At 44.4% G+C, this 17016-nt stretch carries 16 protein-coding genes and 1 pseudogene; 9 read left to right on the top strand and 8 right to left on the bottom strand.

All coding sequences use genetic code 11. The features are described 5' to 3' along the window. Nucleotides 1-80 precede the first annotated feature (80 nt). The gene (gene tnpB, locus QUA77_RS26205) at nt 81-1292 is read left to right on the top strand and encodes an IS200/IS605 family element RNA-guided endonuclease TnpB (RefSeq protein ID WP_333453444.1); all 1212 of its coding nucleotides are present in this window, start codon (nt 81-83) and stop codon (nt 1290-1292) included. Nucleotide 1293: 1 nt separating this feature from the next. Here the strand turns inward: tnpB and QUA77_RS26200 are convergent, their stop codons facing one another. Then, a complete protein-coding gene (locus QUA77_RS26200; protein ID WP_333453442.1) occupies nt 1294-2349 on the bottom strand; it encodes an alpha/beta fold hydrolase in 1056 nt (351 codons plus the stop codon). Between the two features lie 389 nt (nt 2350-2738). On the opposite strand from QUA77_RS26200, the gene QUA77_RS26195 reads away from it, so the two are divergent. Beyond that, nucleotides 2739-3926, top strand: a complete 1188-nt coding sequence (locus QUA77_RS26195) for a DNA cytosine methyltransferase (protein ID WP_333453440.1) — start codon at nt 2739-2741, stop codon at nt 3924-3926. A 10-nt stretch (nt 3927-3936) separates the two neighbouring features. Here the strand turns inward: QUA77_RS26195 and QUA77_RS26190 are convergent, their stop codons facing one another. From QUA77_RS26190 to QUA77_RS26175, 4 genes are all read right to left on the bottom strand, one after another. Next, the gene (locus QUA77_RS26190) at nt 3937-4680 is read right to left on the bottom strand and encodes a hypothetical protein (RefSeq protein ID WP_333453438.1); all 744 of its coding nucleotides are present in this window, start codon (nt 4678-4680) and stop codon (nt 3937-3939) included. 59 nt (nt 4681-4739) lie between these two features. Then, nucleotides 4740-5000, bottom strand: a complete 261-nt coding sequence (locus QUA77_RS26185) for a type II toxin-antitoxin system HicB family antitoxin (RefSeq protein ID WP_333337216.1) — start codon at nt 4998-5000, stop codon at nt 4740-4742. A gap of 119 nt (nt 5001-5119) precedes the next feature. Beyond that, nucleotides 5120-5494 carry a hypothetical protein gene (locus tag QUA77_RS26180; protein ID WP_333337214.1) on the bottom strand — a complete coding sequence of 125 codons (375 nt, stop codon included), beginning with the start codon at nt 5492-5494 and terminating at the stop codon, nt 5120-5122. A gap of 76 nt (nt 5495-5570) precedes the next feature. Further along, entirely contained in the window at nt 5571-5840 is a 270-nt protein-coding gene (locus tag QUA77_RS26175; protein ID WP_190657474.1) for a ribbon-helix-helix domain-containing protein, read from the bottom strand. A gap of 224 nt (nt 5841-6064) precedes the next feature. Here QUA77_RS26175 and purB point away from each other — a divergent pair, with 224 nt between their 5' ends. Beyond that, nucleotides 6065-7360, top strand: a complete 1296-nt coding sequence (purB, locus tag QUA77_RS26170) for an adenylosuccinate lyase (RefSeq protein WP_333039418.1) — start codon at nt 6065-6067, stop codon at nt 7358-7360. A gap of 296 nt (nt 7361-7656) precedes the next feature. After that, a complete protein-coding gene (locus QUA77_RS26165; RefSeq protein WP_333453435.1) occupies nt 7657-8382 on the top strand; it encodes a M15 family metallopeptidase in 726 nt (241 codons plus the stop codon). A 73-nt stretch (nt 8383-8455) separates the two neighbouring features. Here QUA77_RS26165 and QUA77_RS26160 read toward each other — a convergent pair whose 3' ends face one another. Further along, the gene (locus QUA77_RS26160) at nt 8456-9298 is read right to left on the bottom strand and encodes an SH3 domain-containing protein (RefSeq protein ID WP_333453433.1); all 843 of its coding nucleotides are present in this window, start codon (nt 9296-9298) and stop codon (nt 8456-8458) included. Between the two features lie 245 nt (nt 9299-9543). Between QUA77_RS26160 and QUA77_RS26155 the strand changes: the two genes are divergently transcribed. From QUA77_RS26155 to QUA77_RS26135, 5 genes are all read left to right on the top strand, one after another. Continuing rightward, on the top strand, nt 9544-10911 hold the full coding sequence (locus QUA77_RS26155; RefSeq protein ID WP_333453431.1) for an NACHT domain-containing protein: 1368 nt from the start codon (nt 9544-9546) through the stop codon (nt 10909-10911). A gap of 152 nt (nt 10912-11063) precedes the next feature. Then, nucleotides 11064-12047, top strand: a complete 984-nt coding sequence (locus QUA77_RS26150; RefSeq protein ID WP_006631063.1) for an alpha-ketoacid dehydrogenase subunit beta — start codon at nt 11064-11066, stop codon at nt 12045-12047. A 144-nt stretch (nt 12048-12191) separates the two neighbouring features. Then, on the top strand, nt 12192-13589 hold the full coding sequence (secD, locus tag QUA77_RS26145) for a protein translocase subunit SecD (protein ID WP_333453429.1): 1398 nt from the start codon (nt 12192-12194) through the stop codon (nt 13587-13589). Nucleotides 13590-13731: 142 nt separating this feature from the next. Further along, nucleotides 13732-14700, top strand: a complete 969-nt coding sequence (gene secF / locus QUA77_RS26140) for a protein translocase subunit SecF (protein ID WP_333039293.1) — start codon at nt 13732-13734, stop codon at nt 14698-14700. Between the two features lie 109 nt (nt 14701-14809). After that, the gene (locus QUA77_RS26135; protein ID WP_333453427.1) at nt 14810-15190 is read left to right on the top strand and encodes a hypothetical protein; all 381 of its coding nucleotides are present in this window, start codon (nt 14810-14812) and stop codon (nt 15188-15190) included. Between the two features lie 286 nt (nt 15191-15476). Here the strand turns inward: QUA77_RS26135 and QUA77_RS26130 are convergent. Then, nucleotides 15477-16112, bottom strand: a pseudogene (locus QUA77_RS26130) (ISAs1 family transposase). Between the two features lie 108 nt (nt 16113-16220). Further along, on the bottom strand, nt 16221-16364 hold the full coding sequence (locus QUA77_RS29445; RefSeq protein WP_445242223.1) for a hypothetical protein: 144 nt from the start codon (nt 16362-16364) through the stop codon (nt 16221-16223). Nucleotides 16365-17016 lie beyond the last annotated feature (652 nt).

The raw sequence follows: 17016 nt of genomic DNA, 5'->3' as shown, positions 1-17016 counted from the left end.
GATTTTAAATCACCCTAACCTTCCTTCAGTCTTGTCTTATGGTACTTTGGCTGCTTAAAAACTGTCCGGACTATTGATAAATGTATAAAGCTTACAAGTACAGAATTTATCCCACAGATGAGCAAGAGGTCTTGCTTGCAAAGTCTTTTGGCTGTGCGAGATGGTTCTGGAACTATGCTTTGAATCTATGTCAAGAAACTTACAAGAATACTGGCAAAGGACTATCTAGGGCATACATTCAAGGCTTGCTACCTACACTTAAAAAAGAATACGAATGGTTAAAAGAACCCTATTCTCAATGCTTGCAGGTGGTTGCACTGAATTTGTCTACTGCCTACAAAAACTTCTTTGACAAGAGGGCGATGCTGCCCAAATTCAAAGCCAAGCACGGCAGGCAGTCGATCAGTTACCCTCAAAATGTCAAATTTGACGGCGACTATATCAACTTACCTAAAATTGGTTTAGTTCTCTGTCGGCGACATCGTGACTTTGAGGGCGACATCAAGACCGTTACCGTGTCTCGCAACCCGGACGGCAAACACTTTGTTTCTGTTTTAATTGACGATGGGAAAGAACAGCCTGAGTTAGTCCCAGTAGATAAAGCTATTGGCATTGATGTCGGGTTAACTCATTTTGCTATCACCAGTGATGGTTCTAAGTTTGGCAATCCCAAACATTTTGTCAAACGCCAAAGAAACTTAAAGCGCAAGCAACAAAAGCTTTCTCGCAAAAAGAAAGGCAGTCAAAACAGGAAAAAGGCAAGACGGGCGGTGGCAAAAGTTCACTCCAAGATTGCCCGATGCCGCGAAGATTTTCTACACAAGCTATCCCGCAAGATAGTTAACGAAAACCAAGTTATTGCAGTAGAAAATCTCAATATCAAAGGCATGGTAAAGAATCATAATTTAGCCAAAGCCATTAGTGATGTTGGCTGGGGTATGTTCTGCACAATGCTTAAGTACAAGGCTGAAAGTGAAGGTAAACAATACATTGAGATTGATCGATGGTTTCCTAGCTCAAAAACTTGTCATGCCTGCCTAAATCAAGTTGAGCATCTCACTCTTGATGTTAGGGCATGGACTTGTAAACATTGTGGTACTCATCATGACCGTGATGTAAATGCAGCCCTCAACATTAGAAATGAAGCCTTGCGGATTTTGGCGTTAGGAACTAGCGCTTCTGCCTGTGGAGGGGATGTAAGTCGATCTGGCAAAACTTCGGTTTTGTTGGACGCTATTCCCGTTGAATCAGGAAGCCAGCGCTGTACCAATGAAGTGGTCAGCGTCTGGTAGTTCACTCCACACTCAAGGCATCGAACCACTGTAAAATCCGATTCCATGCCCACCACCGATCGCTATCAGCAAATTGATGCTGACAACGTTTACTACTGATATGCCCAACATGACCGCCGTAGGCTGTCACCACTAATTCTAAGGCAGGATTGTTCGCACTAATTGCTTGCAACTCAGGGACAAGCACCGGGTCAAACATCGGATCGTCGGCTGCATAAAGGATGAAAGTGGGTTTTTTGAGGTGAGGCAAAATGTGTAGAGCGCTGCTAGCGTCATAGTATTCTTCCACAGAGGAGAAACCTAACTGGCCAATTACCAGTTCGTGGTCAAAGCCCCAAATGCTGTTGGCGCGTTCAATAGCTGCAGGATCGATCGCCCCTGGATGCGTTTTTGCGATGTTTTTTGCTAGTTTTTTTAACTGTCGCGCGATCGCTTTTTCTAAAAATTTCCCCCACTCATCTTTAACTAGATAAGACAGAGAACGGTTCGAGTCCAAGCTGGGGCAAATCACCGCCGCGCCTGCTAGTTCTGACTCTTCGATCCCTAAGTCAGGCCCCCAATCTGCGATCGTCTGAGCTGATTTTACGGCCCACAAGGCTAATTGTCCGCCCAGGGAATAACCCGTGAACCAAAAAGGGGCGGGACATCCCATTTCTTTAGCAGCGGCAGCAATCCGAACGAAATCTTCACCTTCGTATAGGCCATCAGAAGTCAGGGTGGGAGAGAGTTGGGCAGTTTTGCCGTGAGCTCGCCAGTCAAATAATACCACTGCACAGCCTTGGGCATAGGCTTTACGGCCTAGTAGCTTCAGATACCATTGATTATCCAGATCGCCAGTAATGCCGTAAGTGCCGACAATCGTATATCGGGGATTTTCGGGGATGGCCACCCAGCCGAAAATCGGGACTCCACAGGCGCCAGTAAAGATGTGTTCTCGGTAAGGGGGTTCTGGGTAAGGGATCGTCTTTTCCCAACCGCGACTAGCCCTTAATGCGGTGTACAACGTCATTAATAGGCCGTTGTTCAGCAGCCAAGGTGGAGTATAGGCAATGGTCATAAGCGAATGTCGGAAATGTCTGTCTCGTTGGTGGGATTTTTTTACTTGACAGGTTGGCTATTCTAGCGAATAACTCTGAAAATCGCAATACTTATACTTTTTGAGTAAATGCACTCAAGGGCGAAGTCAAGCCAAAATATTAATGGCTATTCATTTGGAACCATTTATTTGCGAATACAGAAGAATGCCAGCTAACGAGGTTTAGCATATTGTAGCGGATCGCCCAAACTACAAAAACCTGGTTGCTTTCAGAAACAGGGTTTCTGAGTCTTGCATCCCCGCGCAGATGTACAATAGGACGATCGCACTCTCCGACTCCAAGCGCGATCGAGCCCTACACCCTGCCTCAAGTGGGCAACATCAGATAGAACGCAGTAAACAAATATAAAATGGAAGCAATACAACTGTCTTTATTCTCAAAAGAGGAAGAGACAATTCCTGCCAAAAAGCAGAAGAAAGCAAAATTAGGGCGTTACGAACGCATCCAACGCGAACTAGAAGCAAATGACTGCGACCCCTACAAGATATTCATTGATATTGAATCTCAGTCACTGCCAAAATCAGACTATACATTTGTCGATCTTTTTTGCGGTGCGGGCGGCATGACCCAAGGTTTATTGCAAGCAGGTTTTCGACCAGTAGCAAGCGTTGAAATTAATCCCATCGCCTCGGCAACTCACACAAAAAACTTTCCCGATTGCCATCACTTGTGCGACGATATAAAAAACTTAAATCCCCAAAAGTTGCTCGCTGAAATTGGTTCGCCAGAAGTTCATGTTGTTGTAGGAGGGCCGCCGTGTCAAGGCTTCTCAGTTGCAGGAAAACGCGACCCCAACGACCCTCGAAATCGCTTATTTAGAGAGTTTGTCCGCGTTGTTTCTGAAATACGTCCTTGGTATGTTGTTATGGAAAACGTACCCGGAATATTGACTATACAGAAAGGAGCTGTTAAGCAAGCGATTTGCGAGGCTTTTCAGGAAATTGGCTATCCCCATATGTCCGTTGCTGTTCTTGAATCAGCCGCCTATGGAGTCGCGCAAATCCGCCCGCGAGCCATTTTTATTGCCAATAGATTTGGGATGCAAAATCCCTATCCAAAGCCGCAATTTTTGCCCGAACAATACAAAGCGATTGAGTCAGCAATTGATGATTTACCAGAGTATACTCCCATACCAGAAATTAACCACCAATGGACTCGTCATTCTGTTGAGTACATGGAAAGACTTGCTAAAGTTCCACCAGGCGGTTCTTTGTATGAAAGCTACGCCGATGCTTTCAAGCGACAGTATCCGGGAAAACCGAGTATGACTGTTAAAGAAAATCACGGTGGCACTCATATTCATCCTTATCTCAATCGCGTTATTTCCGCTCGCGAAATGGCTAGATTGCAAAGTTTCCCCGATTCATTTATTTTTGAAGGTTCAATGAAAAAGGCAATGTGGCAAATTGGAAATGCCGTGCCGCCCCGTTTAGCAGAGTGTATCGGTTTTGCACTTATTCCATACTTGACTGATATTGCACTTAACAAACCTAGCTTAGTTACGATTAAACCTCCCGAACAGATTCAGAACGTATAGCTATTTTAAATTAGATACTACTACTTAATTTGAGTATTCTTACTATTTCTCCCAGCAGTTGATCTAGAGCTTGTGAGCAGTTGACTTGTGTTTTGTTGGGGAGAGATGCGCTATCTCTAATTTGCTCATGCAGAATACCATCACTTATATTTCTTTGGAAATCATCTAGGTTTTTCATCGATTTTTTGAAAGATGTGGTACCCCTGTAATTATTTACTACTTCAGTAAATTTATCTTTACCAAATATGGGAGGTACATGATCCATAATTGCACGAGTAAGCATGGCAGTAGCAAAATAATTTTCATGAGAATAGTTACTATTTAGTTCCTCAGATAATTTTATAAGTTTTGAAAGATCAAATTTTGATTTTTTTGATGAAATTTCTTTAAGTTCCTGTAGTCTGCCTTCATCAATAAAATGGTGATTGGGTGACACATTTAAAGCTCGATCAACCTGATTTTTTGGTTTATTTGTACTCGCGATCTTCTCCACTTCAGCTATTCCTTTAGGTGTAATCCAAACATGACAATCAATCTCATCCAATGGATTATCTTTTTTTATAAAATCCTCCGTGGATAAGTATTTTGAAATAACTAAAATTTCACCTCTCGATAAAAGTAGAGAATTAGCAATATAACGAAGAGAGATATTTTTAGTAGTTCTATTGAGTTCGGAAGCAGCTTGATAAACACAATGCAAAAAATCCAAATGCGTCTTTTCTAGTGATCCAGAATATTGACTATCGACGTTCATAGTTAACCTCAATAAAATCTTTGTACGATCGTTCACATTCAGTATCTCTAAACAGTATATTATATACGGCTTTGTACAAATATGCCCACGTCGTGCGAAGGAATCTGAAATAATCGTTCTAGCTTCTTAATTGCTGGCAATGGTTTACCTTCAGCTTGGCAACTTTCGATTAGTAACTCCAGTACCTCTCGCGCATTGTAGATAGCTTCTTCATAAGAATCTCCGTGAGTTACCGGCTGCATTACATCCTCAAATTCAGGCAAAAACACGACAAAGCATCGATCTTCTTCTGACCATTGGATAACAATTGTATATTTCATGGTTCTGTCTCCTCTGCTTCGATTTGCCTAAGCACCTCAATTGTTTCGTTAAAGTGGACAGGCGATCGCATCAAAGGGAATGACGCGATCGCACTTTTGAGCCAGGTTCGATTGTCAGATTAATCCTTATCGAAGTAAAACCCTATGGTAACTCCCAGCAAACCTACTTGGGGAGTAATGATCAGGGGAATTAAATCCTTGAGTAACCCTTTATCAGAATTTGGCATTAACGAGCTTACCCCTACTACAACAAAAGTCGTAACCAGCGACGTAGCAAACATTGTGAGCAAACGATTAGCTATTTTTGAGCGCGTCCGCTCTCGATTTTTACCAACCCAAGCCTCTAGATTTTGGCAGACTTCCTCGCTAGGGGGGACGCTACCAACGTAGTCGCTAGTATCCAGTTGACCGATCAAAACGATTTCCTCAAGAGTATCGTTATCATTAGGCTGGATATAGCTATAGTTGTGCGGATCGTACTGTTTTGTGTTCATGCTGGTGTTTATGGGGGTTTGTTTTTTCAAGGATTAATGAAGGATTAATGACTTGTTTAGCCCCCCGCAGCTTGCATTATCTAAATATTACTTCCCGCACTTCTTTGTCCGAATTTAGAAGTAAAACTTTAGACCCTTGTTTTATCTCTTTGTGAAGGTAAGCCTCGGTTGCAATAGCTTTCCGAAGCGCCTCAATTTGAGTTATCCCTTGGGTTGTAGCAAGCCATTCCAATAGTTCAGCAGCATCCGCAGATAAAGTGACGGACATCCGCTTAACATTTGGGGGACGCGGGGCTTGTCCAGTATGAAAGCAAGTTTGTGTATTTTTGAACTGCTGTGTGCTCATAAAAGTGCTTGATTGTGTAACACATCCATTATATACCTATATTTGTATTTTAAGGTGTTTTTTTTGCACCAATTTGATGTTAAATATGCTTTGATAGAAAAATTTGAGTCATCGCGTTTACCAAACACAGCCATAGGCAAATAACCATTCAAATTCCCCATCCCGACTGAAGACGGATGCCTCGCAGAGGTACAATAGGACGATCGCATTCCCCAACTCCCACCGTGATAGAGCGCTACACTTTGCCCGAAATGGGCAACATCTGGACTGAAACCGCCAAACTGAAAAGCTGGCTGCAAGTAGAAATCGCTGTCTGCGAAGCTCAAGCCGAACTCGGCTACATCCCCGCCGCCGCAGTCGAAGAAATCAAAGCAAAGGCTAATTTTGACCCCAAACGAGTCCTCGAAATAGAAGCCGAAGTCCGCCACGACATGATCGCCTTCTTGACAAATGTCAACGAATATGTAGGCGATGCCGGCCGCTACATCCACCTCGGTTTAACCAGTTCCGATGTGCTCGATACCGCTTTGGCGCTGCAATTAGTCGCTAGCGTCAATATCTTGTTAGAACGTGTCGAAGAATTGAGTCAAGCTATTCGCTATCAGGCTCAACAGCATCGCAATACCGTCATGGTTGGCCGATCGCACGGAATTCACGCCGAACCCATCACCTTTGGCTTTAAACTAGCAGGATGGCTGGCCGAAGTCTTTCGCAACCGCGCCCGATTAGTGAATTTGCGATCGTCGATTGCAGTCGGCAAAATCTCCGGCGCAGTCGGAACCTATGCTAATATCGATCCGCGAATTGAAGCGATCGCCTGTCAAAACCTCGGACTCGAACCCGATACCGCATCGACTCAAGTCATTTCGCGCGATCGACACGCCGAATACGTCCAAACCTTAGCACTCTTAGCAGCATCGATCGAGCGTTTTGCAGTAGAAATCCGCAACCTGCAACGCACCGACGTTCTCGAAGTCGAAGAATTCTTTTCCAAAGGGCAAAAAGGCTCATCCGCCATGCCCCACAAACGCAACCCGATTCGATCGGAAAGACTCACAGGAATGGCGAGAATTGTCCGCGCCAATGCCGTCGCAGCCTTAGAAAACGTAGCGCTTTGGCACGAAAGAGACATCTCTCACAGTTCCGTAGAACGGATGATTTTGCCCGACAGTTCTACAGTAACTCACTTCATGTTAGTAGAAACCACAGACTTAGTAAAACACCTGCTAGTCTATCCCGAAAACATGAAGCAAAACATGAACCTTTACGGCGGAGTCATCTTCAGCCAGCGGGTGATGTTAGCCTTAGTAGAAAAAGGCACGAGTCGCGAAGACGCCTACAAAATTGTGCAATCTTGTGCTCACGAAGCCTGGAACAAACCGGGCGGCAATTTCTACAATTTAATTGCTAAGGACGATCGGGTAACAGCTAAGATGACTACCAAAGAAATTGATGATTGTTTCGATCCGCAGTATCAATTGAGGCACTTAGATTTAGTGTATCAGCGCTTGGGAATTTGAGGACAATTAACAATTAAAAATGACTCATAGAGAGAAGAGAGCGTTCTCGTGCTTGTCCCACAGTCCGCCGGGGGTTTAAACCCCCGTCTCATAGCTAAAGTCGGTTAAAACCGACTGAAAGACTCATAAAATAAAAGTTTTAGAGAAATATTTCAGTCCTCTTCAGAGGACTTTAGCTATGAGACATGGGTTTCAACCCCTGTCGGTCTGGCGGGCTGGCAGACAAGACGAAAAGGGCGAAAATTCCCCAAGATATGAAATGTAAAAACTCTATTAAATATCCACTTAACAGAGCTATGAAATTAAACCGATTGACAAAATATTTAATTGTATTCTCTCTAATATTACTATCTACAACCACACTGAATTATACAACATCGATTCGCGCCCAGGAGCCGCCACAAGTGCAAATTACCCAACCAGAACCAAACCCTGTAGTACCTGAAAGTATTTTCATGAGTCAACTTCCCCCTTCGGCACGACTCGTTGACATCCGCACCGTAAATCCCAACATTCGCCTCGATATCCGATACGCCACTACTAACAATTTCTTGAAACGAAAGCTTTACCCTATATCGAAATGCGCTTTGAGAAGTTCTGTTGCTCAAAAGTTAGGGCTAGTTCAAACAGATTTGGAAAAAATCGGATGGGGTTTGAAAGTTTACGATTGCTACAGGCCTTTCTCTGTGACTAAGCAAATGTGGCAAGCTTGGCCAGATCCGCGCTATGTTGCTAATCCTGCTAGGGGTTCGCGGCACAATCGCGGTGCTGCTATAGATTTGACTTTAGTCGATCGCACTGGCAAAGAATTAGAAATGCCTACACCTTACGATGATTTTACCGAAAAAGCTCACGGAGATTATCAAGGCGGCAGCGCGGAATCTCGGAAAAATCGTCAAGTGCTTAAGAATGCGATGAAAAAACACGGATTTATGAGTATCACAACCGAATGGTGGCACTTTGATTCGGAAGATTGGCAGAAATTTGCGATTCTTGATATATCGCTTTCCGAGATTCCTTAATTCCACTATTTATTAAAAGTCGCAGATTTGAGGAAGACAAGGTACTGCTGTATCCCCACAGATGTCAGGAAAATTATCGCAATTTTACCGAAAATTCGTATTCGTATCCCCGGAAATTCGAGTCTAATTGTAATGTGTAATTGCCTGTTACTGGCACTTTTCCACTCCACTCTGTTTCATTGCCTTGATAAGGATCTCCGGCTAAAAGTTTGCCACGAGGAGTTATAATTTGCGGGAAAACTTCTTGCCGATTCCTAACAGTCATTGTTTGACCTTTTCGGGCGCGAATCCGGTAAGAGTGGCTGCCGCCACCGATAATTCGACCTTTGACGATCGCCTCATCTCCTCCTGGCAGAAAATTAATCTGCTGGTTGACATTAGAACAACTGCTTTCGGTGCGTCTTTTCGCAACCCAACCGGGAACGGGATCGGTAATTCGCAGCCAACCGTTTTGTTCTTCGGCGACTGAAACAAAGGTATTATTTTTGAGTTTTCCTACTATTTGGCTGCCCCTTACTTGCGGGATCGATCGCACATTTAGCGGTGGATTCGGATCGCTGACTACAGCTTGGCTGATTTTGCAACCCGAATCTGGGGGTGTGACAACTACTGCCTCAACTTTTCGTGGAGGGACTCCTGCAACTAGCGAGGATTGAACAGCCGGGGTTTTTGCAGGTTGGGGTGGGGATTTCGGAGATTCTGCAGCCGGGGTTTGTGCTTGCAGAGATTTTGGTTGCCCAGATTCAGGGTTGTTCGTCGGCCCTGCAATCTGGTTTCTGGTGGATGCCGGGGATTCTGCAAGGGGAAGATCGGATTGTTTCATCGCACCCGACTGTATAGTTGCAACAGCCACTCCCACCGCTGTTGCCAGTCCTGCTAAGCTTACTGTGATGATTTGACCCTTCGTAAATGACATAAAAAACCCTCTCTGTATCTATACTAATAATTTTTGTTTGGGAGTTGGGGCGATCGCCAGTTAATTTATAGTCGAAATACCTAGTGCGGGCCACAGGGTCAGGATTTTTAGATAAAATTTCAGATCCATAATTGTCGCAATAATTTGAGTCAATATATACTGGACGCCTATACTGATGGTAATCTTGCTCTGGGTTATTTGCGCGCCAATTTGCGAAGGTAAGCGTTCAGCGCGAGGTACATAAAATGTCAAAATTGATTCCTCTGAGATTACAACCGCCCCGCGATCGATTGTTGGAGGAGGTGAAGCAGGAAGTCCAAGCAGGACGATCGCAGTCTTTGCACGCCGCTGTGCTGGCTAACCTCAGTCAAGACTCGCAGCCTCTTGGTGTTAACCGGTGTTGGGATGTGGAAGTGAAAGCGGGCAACCGTCCGAGTTTTCGGCTTCCTCCCAAAGCAAGCATTGCTAAAGTGTTCGATCGCGCCGGCGGTAAATTGGTAATTTTGGGAGCGACGGGTGCAGGCAAAACTACGACGCTGCTAGAATTAGCTCGCGTGTTAGTTTCCCGCGCCCAAAAAGATGCTAGTTTGCCCGTACCAGTGCTGTTTGAACTCGGATCGTGGAAAGCAGAATCCGGGGCGATCGCAGATTGGTTAATTGCTCAACTTCAGTTCAAATACCGCATCTCTCCTGCTGTGGGCAAAAAATGGCTTGCCGAACAAAAATTGCTGCCTCTCCTCGACGGATTGGATGAAGTAGAAACCCACCGTCAAAATATCTGCATTCAAGCAATCAATCAATTTGTTGAAAGCGAATTTAAACCCAAACATTTAGTAGCTTGCAGCAGTTTTGAAGCTTACAAAAACTGCGAGACTAGATTTCGCCTACAAGCAGCGGTTTTATTGAAACCTTTAACAGAAACTAAAATCCAAAATTATCTGCTAGAAGCCAGAAGCCGCGAACTTTGGTACAGCATTGAGCATGAGCCGGAGTTGTTGAAATTGGCAAAAGTTCCCTTGCTTCTGAGCATGATGGCTTTGGCTTACGACGATATTTTAATTGAAGCTTGGAAGCGCATAACTTCCGCAGAAGAACAGCGCAAATATCTGTTAACTGCCTATATCCGCCACCAAATCACCGGGGAAGTCAAGCAGTATCCCAGAGGAAATGAACTGCGGCCGGAACAAATTCGCCACTGGCTGGGATGGTTGGCCAGAAGGATGGAAGAGCAAGGAATTCAAGAATTTTACCTCGATCGCATACCGTCTAGCTGGCTGCAAACAAAGGAGGAACGGCGCAAGTATCAGTTTGGAGTTAAGCTGGTGGGCGGGCTGATTTGGGTGATTTTGGGATTAATTGCCAGCCTAGTCTCCGGGTCAATTTGGGGATTAATTGCGGGTGCTGTTGCTGCGGTAATTAGTGCTTTTTTGCCGGGAATTCCGGGGATTGAAAGTTTTATATTGCGCCTGGTGCTGTGGTCGAACGGCTACATTCCTTGGGATTATAAGCGTTTTCTCGATGCTGCGACCGATCGCCTGCTGCTGCAAAAAACTGGCGATCGGCGCTATCGATTTATTCACGATTTATTGCAAAAACATTTTTCAGAGATATAAATCCCGACACTTGACAAATTTAAATAATTATGATATCTGTCTTGCCAACCGTCCACGGTTCAATTGCCGAATTTGCGATCGACTCCTAGATCGACACCCCCAAAAGGTTAAGATTCTAATCTGACCCTCCTGCAATCATTGCTTCACCTCCTATGGCAGAAACCTTATTGTTCAACGCCCTCCGCGAGGCGTTAGACGAAGAAATGGCCCGCGACTCCGCCGTATTCGTACTCGGCGAAGACGTAGGTCAATATGGCGGTTCCTATAAAGTCACCAAAGACCTCTATAACAAATACGGCGAACTTAGAGTGCTCGACACCCCGATCGCCGAAAATAGCTTTACAGGCCTAGCAGTAGGCGCAGCAATGACGGGACTGCGGCCGGTCATCGAAGGCATGAACATGGGCTTTTTGCTGCTGGCCTTCAACCAAATTTCCAACAACGCCGGAATGCTGCGCTACACATCCGGCGGCAACTTCAAAATGCCAATGGTAATTCGCGGGCCTGGCGGCGTGGGCCGGCAACTCGGCGCGGAACACTCCCAGCGCTTAGAAGCATATTTCCAAGCAGTACCCGGTTTGAAAATAGTCGCCTGTTCGACTCCCTACAACGCCAAAGGACTCTTAAAATCAGCCATCCGCGACGATAACCCGGTTCTGTTTTTCGAGCACGTTCTTCTTTACAACCTCAAAGAAAATTTGCCAGAAACAGAATATTTAGTGCCGCTGGACAAAGCAGAAATTGTGCGATCGGGCAAAGATGTCACAATCGTGACATATTCGAGGATGCGACACCACGTCATGCAAGCCGTGCCCGCCCTGGTAAAAGAAGGTTACGATCCAGAAGTAATCGACCTGATTTCTCTCAAACCCCTGGACATGGAGACCATCGGCGCATCCATTCGCAAAACTCACAAAGTAATTATTGTAGAGGAGTGCATGAAAACTGGAGGCATCGGTGCCGAACTAATTGCTTCGATTAGCGATCGATTTTTTGACGAACTCGACGCACCGGTTTTGCGCCTGTCTTCACAAGATATTCCCACACCTTACAACGGGAATTTGGAAAGACTGACAATTGTCCAGCCCACTCAAATTGTCGAAGCAGTCCAAAAAATGGTAGCTTTGCGAGTATAAATAGTGATTAGTCAATAGTCATTGGTTGACTGTTGACTGTTGACTGATGACTGTTGACGGATGACTGATGACTGTTGACTAAAATCTGCCAACCGCCAACTGCCAACTGACAACTGCCAACTGACCAATGACTAATAATTAAATATGCAAAAACAACGTTCAATATTAGCCCTAATTTTGGTTTTAATCATCGCCGCCATTACTGTAATAGTAACAATTCCGACGCGGCTGGGATTAGACTTGCAAGGAGGGTCGCAACTCACAATTCAAGTAAAAACTACCCCCACAATTCCCAAAATTGACCAGGGAATGTTAGAAGCAGTGCGGCGGATTGTCGAAAACCGGGTTAACGGTTTGGGCGTTTCCGAAGCATTAGTCCAAACAGTAGGAGAAGACCAAATTCTCGTGCAGTTGCCCGGAGTAAATGACCCACAGCAAGCAGAACGAGTCTTGGGCGGCACTGCCAAGCTAGAATTTCTGGAACAACTGCCCGGAACAGAAGCACAATTAGGCATTGAAAGGCAGTTGCAGCAGGAATTGCTGGTCAAACAAGCAGAATTGAAAACTAGCCCGAATGAGGCGGCTATTAAAGAAAATCAGGCTGCTTTGAAAAGAAGCAATGAGGCGATCGCCAAACTCTTTAAAAGCACCGGCCTCGGTGGCGAAAACCTCAAAGACGCTCAACCTCAACCCTTGGCGGCTGGGAACAACTGGAACGTTGCTCTTGTTTTCGATACCAAAGGAGGCGAACTCTTTGCCCAACTCACTAAAAATTTAGCAGGCACCGGACGCAGTATCGGTATTTTCCTAGACGACATAATGATCAGTTCTCCAGTCGTCGGCGTTGAATTTGCCCAGACAGGAATTACTGGTGGGAGTGCCGTAATTCAAGGCAACTTTACAACGCAAGAAGCAAACGATTTAGCAGTGCAATTGCGTGGCGGTGCTTTGCCGGTGCCGGTCGAAATTGTAGAAAACCGCACGATCGGCGCTAGCCTGGGTAAAGACAGCATTCAAAGCAGTATTAACGCAGGTATAGGTGGCTTAGTTTTAGTCTTGATTTTCATGGTTGTCTACTATCGGCTCCCCGGCGTAATTGCCAATATTGCGCTGTTAATTTATGCTCTGTTAACTTGGGCAGCTTTCGTGCTTTTGGGAGTGACATTAACGCTGCCGGGAATTGCTGGTTTTGTGCTCAGCATCGGGATGGCCGTGGATGCTAACGTGCTGATTTTTGAGCGCACGCGGGAAGAGTTGCGGGCAGGGAAATCGCTTTATCGATCGGTCGAATCTGGTTTTTACCGCGCTTTTTCCAGCATTTTAGATGGCAACGTCACAACGGTTATTGCTTGTGTTGCTTTGTTCTGGTTGGGCGCTGGTTTAGTTAAAGGGTTTGCTGTAACTCTGGGATTGGGCGTAGTAGTGAGTATGTTTTCTGCTATTACTTGCAGCCGCACTCTACTTTTGGTAGTGTTAAGCTTTCCCGCGCTGCGAAAACCTCAGTGGTTCTGTCCCAATTTGTCGAAAACTGCTAATAGTTAACTGTTGTTATTAGTTATTAGTTATTAGCTATGTGTTAGTTAGCTGCTACTAATAACCAATAACCAATAACTACTGACTTCTTCCTTCAATCCGTTACATCCGTTACACAATCCGTTGCCGAACTTCCGTCTTCCTTCAAATTATGAAATTCAGTGTTATCAAACAGCGATCGCTCTGGTGGAGTATTTCCGCCGCTATAATCCTTGCAGGTATAGTGTCGATGGCGATTTCTTGGACTCGTCCCGACATCCGCGCACCGCTGCGCCCCAGTTTGGACTTTATCGGCGGCACTCGCCTGCAATTTGAACTCGACTGCACGAAACCGGAAAATTGTAAACCAATCGATATTGCTGCTGTCCGCGAAGTCCTGGACGCCCAAGGTTTGGCAGGCAGCAGCATTCAAGTTATCGGCCAAGAACAGCGAGGTTTATCGCTGCGAACGAAAACTTTGGATGTCGAACAGCGGACGAATTTGCAAACAGCTTTGAGCGAAAAGATAGGCGCTTTTGCTCCTCAATCTACTCAAATTGATACGGTTGGGCCTACCCTCGGTAAACAATTATTTACTTCGGGATTGTTGGCTTTATTTCTTTCGTTTGCTGGAATTACGGTTTATCTAACGTTCCGCTTTCAGTTAGATTACGCCTTTTTTGCTTTCGTTGCTCTGTTCCATGACGTGTTGGTTACTCTTGGTGTTTTCTCGTTTTTGGGTTTAGTTCAAGGAGTGGAAGTTGACAGTTTATTTGTGGTCGCGCTCTTGACAATCATCGGTTTTTCTGTTAACGATACAGTGGTAATTTACGATCGCGTGCGAGAAATAATCAAGCTAAATCCGGGACAGTCGATCAATCAAATTGTCGATGATGCTGTTATGCAGACCATGGGAAGGTCAATTAACACGACTTTTGCTACTCTCCTGACACTGTTTTCCATCTTTTTGTTTGGCGGCGAAACCCTCAAATACTTTGCTTTAGCTTTGATTGTCGGTTTTATTGCGGGTGCGTATTCGAGTATTTTCATTGCCAGTACGCTGCTAGCTTGGTGGCGCAGTCGTCCGGGCCAGTCTATCCCCGTCCCCGCAGAAGGAATCAACCAGTCAGAGGAAGTTTAATTGACTGTTGACGGTTAACTGTTGACGGTTAACTGTTGACGGTTAACTGTTGACTGACTAATAATAAATCATCAATAATCAATCACCAATGATAAATGACAAATAACAAATGACTACTGACCAAACTTTTCAAATTGAAGTCCAAAGGCTTCACAAACTAACAGTTTACGGTCGCTGGTTAACTGTGATATTGCTGTGGACTAGCATCGGTTCTTTGAGCATTTGGAGTTTGCGCCGCGAAATCGCTTTGTGGTTAGAACACTTCACTTGGGCGGCGGTGCGCTACGGTTTATCTTTTCATCGCTGGCCGACTCTGGGTTTGGGTTTGTGCTTGGGAATGACTTTAGCTGTGCTAACTTGGCAAAGTCGCAATATGGTGCGAGGATTGCCCCTGCGGGAAAAAGAGGGTTTGGAACGACAAGTTCGCCGCATTCGCCAACAGGGGCCGAGTCATCCTTTGTGGAAATGGGTTTGCAAAGGTTCGCGGTAGCCGACGGGCTTTATTCTTTAGTCTCAAGCCAGAGGAACGAAAGTTTGACCAGAAGCGGTTTCAACCAGGGTAAACGCATCTAAATTAATTTGACAAAAACGTGATTTTGTGCATTCATAACTAACTAAAAAAACCTTCTTAAAATTCTTAATTTTAACCCGACTTGAGCAGATTAAATCACAACCTTAAGATTTTCTGAACTTCTTAAAGCCGGATAATTTTCCTTCTTAGATGGCTATTATATTTCGAGTATTAACTGGCCGAGTTTAAAATTTTCACTAAATAATTATTGTCCATTGCAGCGCGATACCGTTTCATTTTTAGACTTTGTTTTGAAGTTTTTTCTTGTTTCAGTAAGTTTATAGCACTCGCGACGTAGAAGTGCAAAATTTTCTGGAGAGTTCTGTTTCCGAATTCGGCTTTCATCTTCACAAAATGTAACGTCTAGCGTCCAATGTAAGCTATTTTCAATGCCCCAGTGACTGCGGAGCGCCCCAGCAATTGTCTCAGCATTACTACTTAAACTACTCAAATAAAAACGAGCTTCTGTCGTGGTTTTATTCCACACCCGTCGTTCACTAACTATCATGACAACCGTTTTTAATCCCGTCCCTAATTCTTGATTATGCAGAGATGGTAACTCGGATACATCAATAGTCCAGACTTGTCTTTTTTTCACTCGATGATCTACCGCTTCTACTCGCTCATAATAATTTTAATTATTGCATAAATAATCTTCTTTGTTCGCTACCTCAAACCACTCTTTCACAGCTTTGTAGAGGATTTTTTGATTGCCTTTTAAAGCTAAAACATAATCCCCTTTTTTCTGGACAATCAAAGAGGCTATGTCTTTTTGGCATACCATAGCATCTATGGTTATTACACGACCCACCAGTTCTAACATTTCTATTAATGCCGAAATTGCTGTTAGCTCATTAGATTGTCTATGGGCTTGTTTTGTCCTAAAACTAATTGATGAGATGAAGACCAGGCAGTAACTATATGTAGCGCTTTTTGCTGGTCATTTCGGTCATAAGATCGTTTTGCCATCAATGGCAATCACGTTTAGTTCTAATTCCCCGACTATCGCATTTACCCAACTCAAAAAAATTTCTTGAAACTGCTGCTTTTCAATTCTGGCAAACACTCGACTAAACCTGTCATGAGATGATATACGATTGGGTAATTCTAGAAAGCTTTTTAATCATTCATATTTAGCCTTACCATAGGCTTCTATTCCGGACCTACCCCTCTGCACCGCTGATGATAGCTAGAATCGCAATTGATCTAATATCTTTGAGCAAATGTTCTTTACTTATTTCTATTATTTGGTCTTTCAAGTTGGCCAAGTATTCTCAAAAACTGGCATTTAAAATATTCAGGGAAGGCAATGAATCTATTTGTTTTTGTTGGGGAGTTACAGCTTTACTAAAACCTCTTGCCATTGATAGCACCACCACACTACAAGAAAATATATAGAAAATTAGTCGGCTATAACTGTAGCATATTTTGGGTTAAAGTTAAGATGCGTTTACCTTGCGGTTTCAACAGTAGGATATCGGATTGATCGTCGGTAATTGGCCGTTTGCCGGAAGTAAGGGAAAACACGCAGAATATAAATTCCGTGCGATCGCGGATGGCAGTGCTGCAAAAATAGGGCAAACTGATAGATAGGTTAAATAAGAATGAGCTAAATAAATAAGGTCGCTGGCCGTTTCAGAAGCTCTAAATCCAAGGCTGTATCTACCGCTAAACTCACTTTTGGAGGACGCAATAGGTTGACTTCTTTAAGGGAAACGACTCGCGCCTCGGAATACGCAAATTCC

This window comes from Microcoleus sp. K5-D4 (genome assembly GCF_036704575.1).
Taxonomy (GTDB): Bacteria; Cyanobacteriota; Cyanobacteriia; order Cyanobacteriales; family Microcoleaceae; genus Microcoleus.
The sequence above is the reverse complement of the archived record's forward strand: the minus strand, read 5'-3'. Positions and strand labels throughout refer to the sequence as shown.

Excerpts from the sequence above, each read along its gene's own strand:
- tnpB (WP_333453444.1), top strand. The coding sequence starts at position 81 with ATGTATAAAGCTTACAAGTACAGAATTTATCCCACAGATGAGCAAGAG.
- QUA77_RS26200 (WP_333453442.1), bottom strand. The coding sequence starts at position 2,349 with ATGACCATTGCCTATACTCCACCTTGGCTGCTGAACAACGGCCTATTA.
- QUA77_RS26195 (WP_333453440.1), top strand. The coding sequence starts at position 2,739 with ATGGAAGCAATACAACTGTCTTTATTCTCAAAAGAGGAAGAGACAATT.
- QUA77_RS26190 (WP_333453438.1), bottom strand. The coding sequence starts at position 4,680 with ATGAACGTCGATAGTCAATATTCTGGATCACTAGAAAAGACGCATTTG.
- QUA77_RS26185 (WP_333337216.1), bottom strand. The coding sequence starts at position 5,000 with ATGAAATATACAATTGTTATCCAATGGTCAGAAGAAGATCGATGCTTT.
- QUA77_RS26180 (WP_333337214.1), bottom strand. The coding sequence starts at position 5,494 with ATGAACACAAAACAGTACGATCCGCACAACTATAGCTATATCCAGCCT.
- QUA77_RS26175 (WP_190657474.1), bottom strand. The coding sequence starts at position 5,840 with ATGAGCACACAGCAGTTCAAAAATACACAAACTTGCTTTCATACTGGA.
- QUA77_RS26165 (WP_333453435.1), top strand. The coding sequence starts at position 7,657 with ATGAAATTAAACCGATTGACAAAATATTTAATTGTATTCTCTCTAATA.
- QUA77_RS26160 (WP_333453433.1), bottom strand. The coding sequence starts at position 9,298 with ATGTCATTTACGAAGGGTCAAATCATCACAGTAAGCTTAGCAGGACTG.
- QUA77_RS26155 (WP_333453431.1), top strand. The coding sequence starts at position 9,544 with ATGTCAAAATTGATTCCTCTGAGATTACAACCGCCCCGCGATCGATTG.
- QUA77_RS26150 (WP_006631063.1), top strand. The coding sequence starts at position 11,064 with ATGGCAGAAACCTTATTGTTCAACGCCCTCCGCGAGGCGTTAGACGAA.
- secD (WP_333453429.1), top strand. The coding sequence starts at position 12,192 with ATGCAAAAACAACGTTCAATATTAGCCCTAATTTTGGTTTTAATCATC.
- secF (WP_333039293.1), top strand. The coding sequence starts at position 13,732 with ATGAAATTCAGTGTTATCAAACAGCGATCGCTCTGGTGGAGTATTTCC.
- QUA77_RS26135 (WP_333453427.1), top strand. The coding sequence starts at position 14,810 with ATGACTACTGACCAAACTTTTCAAATTGAAGTCCAAAGGCTTCACAAA.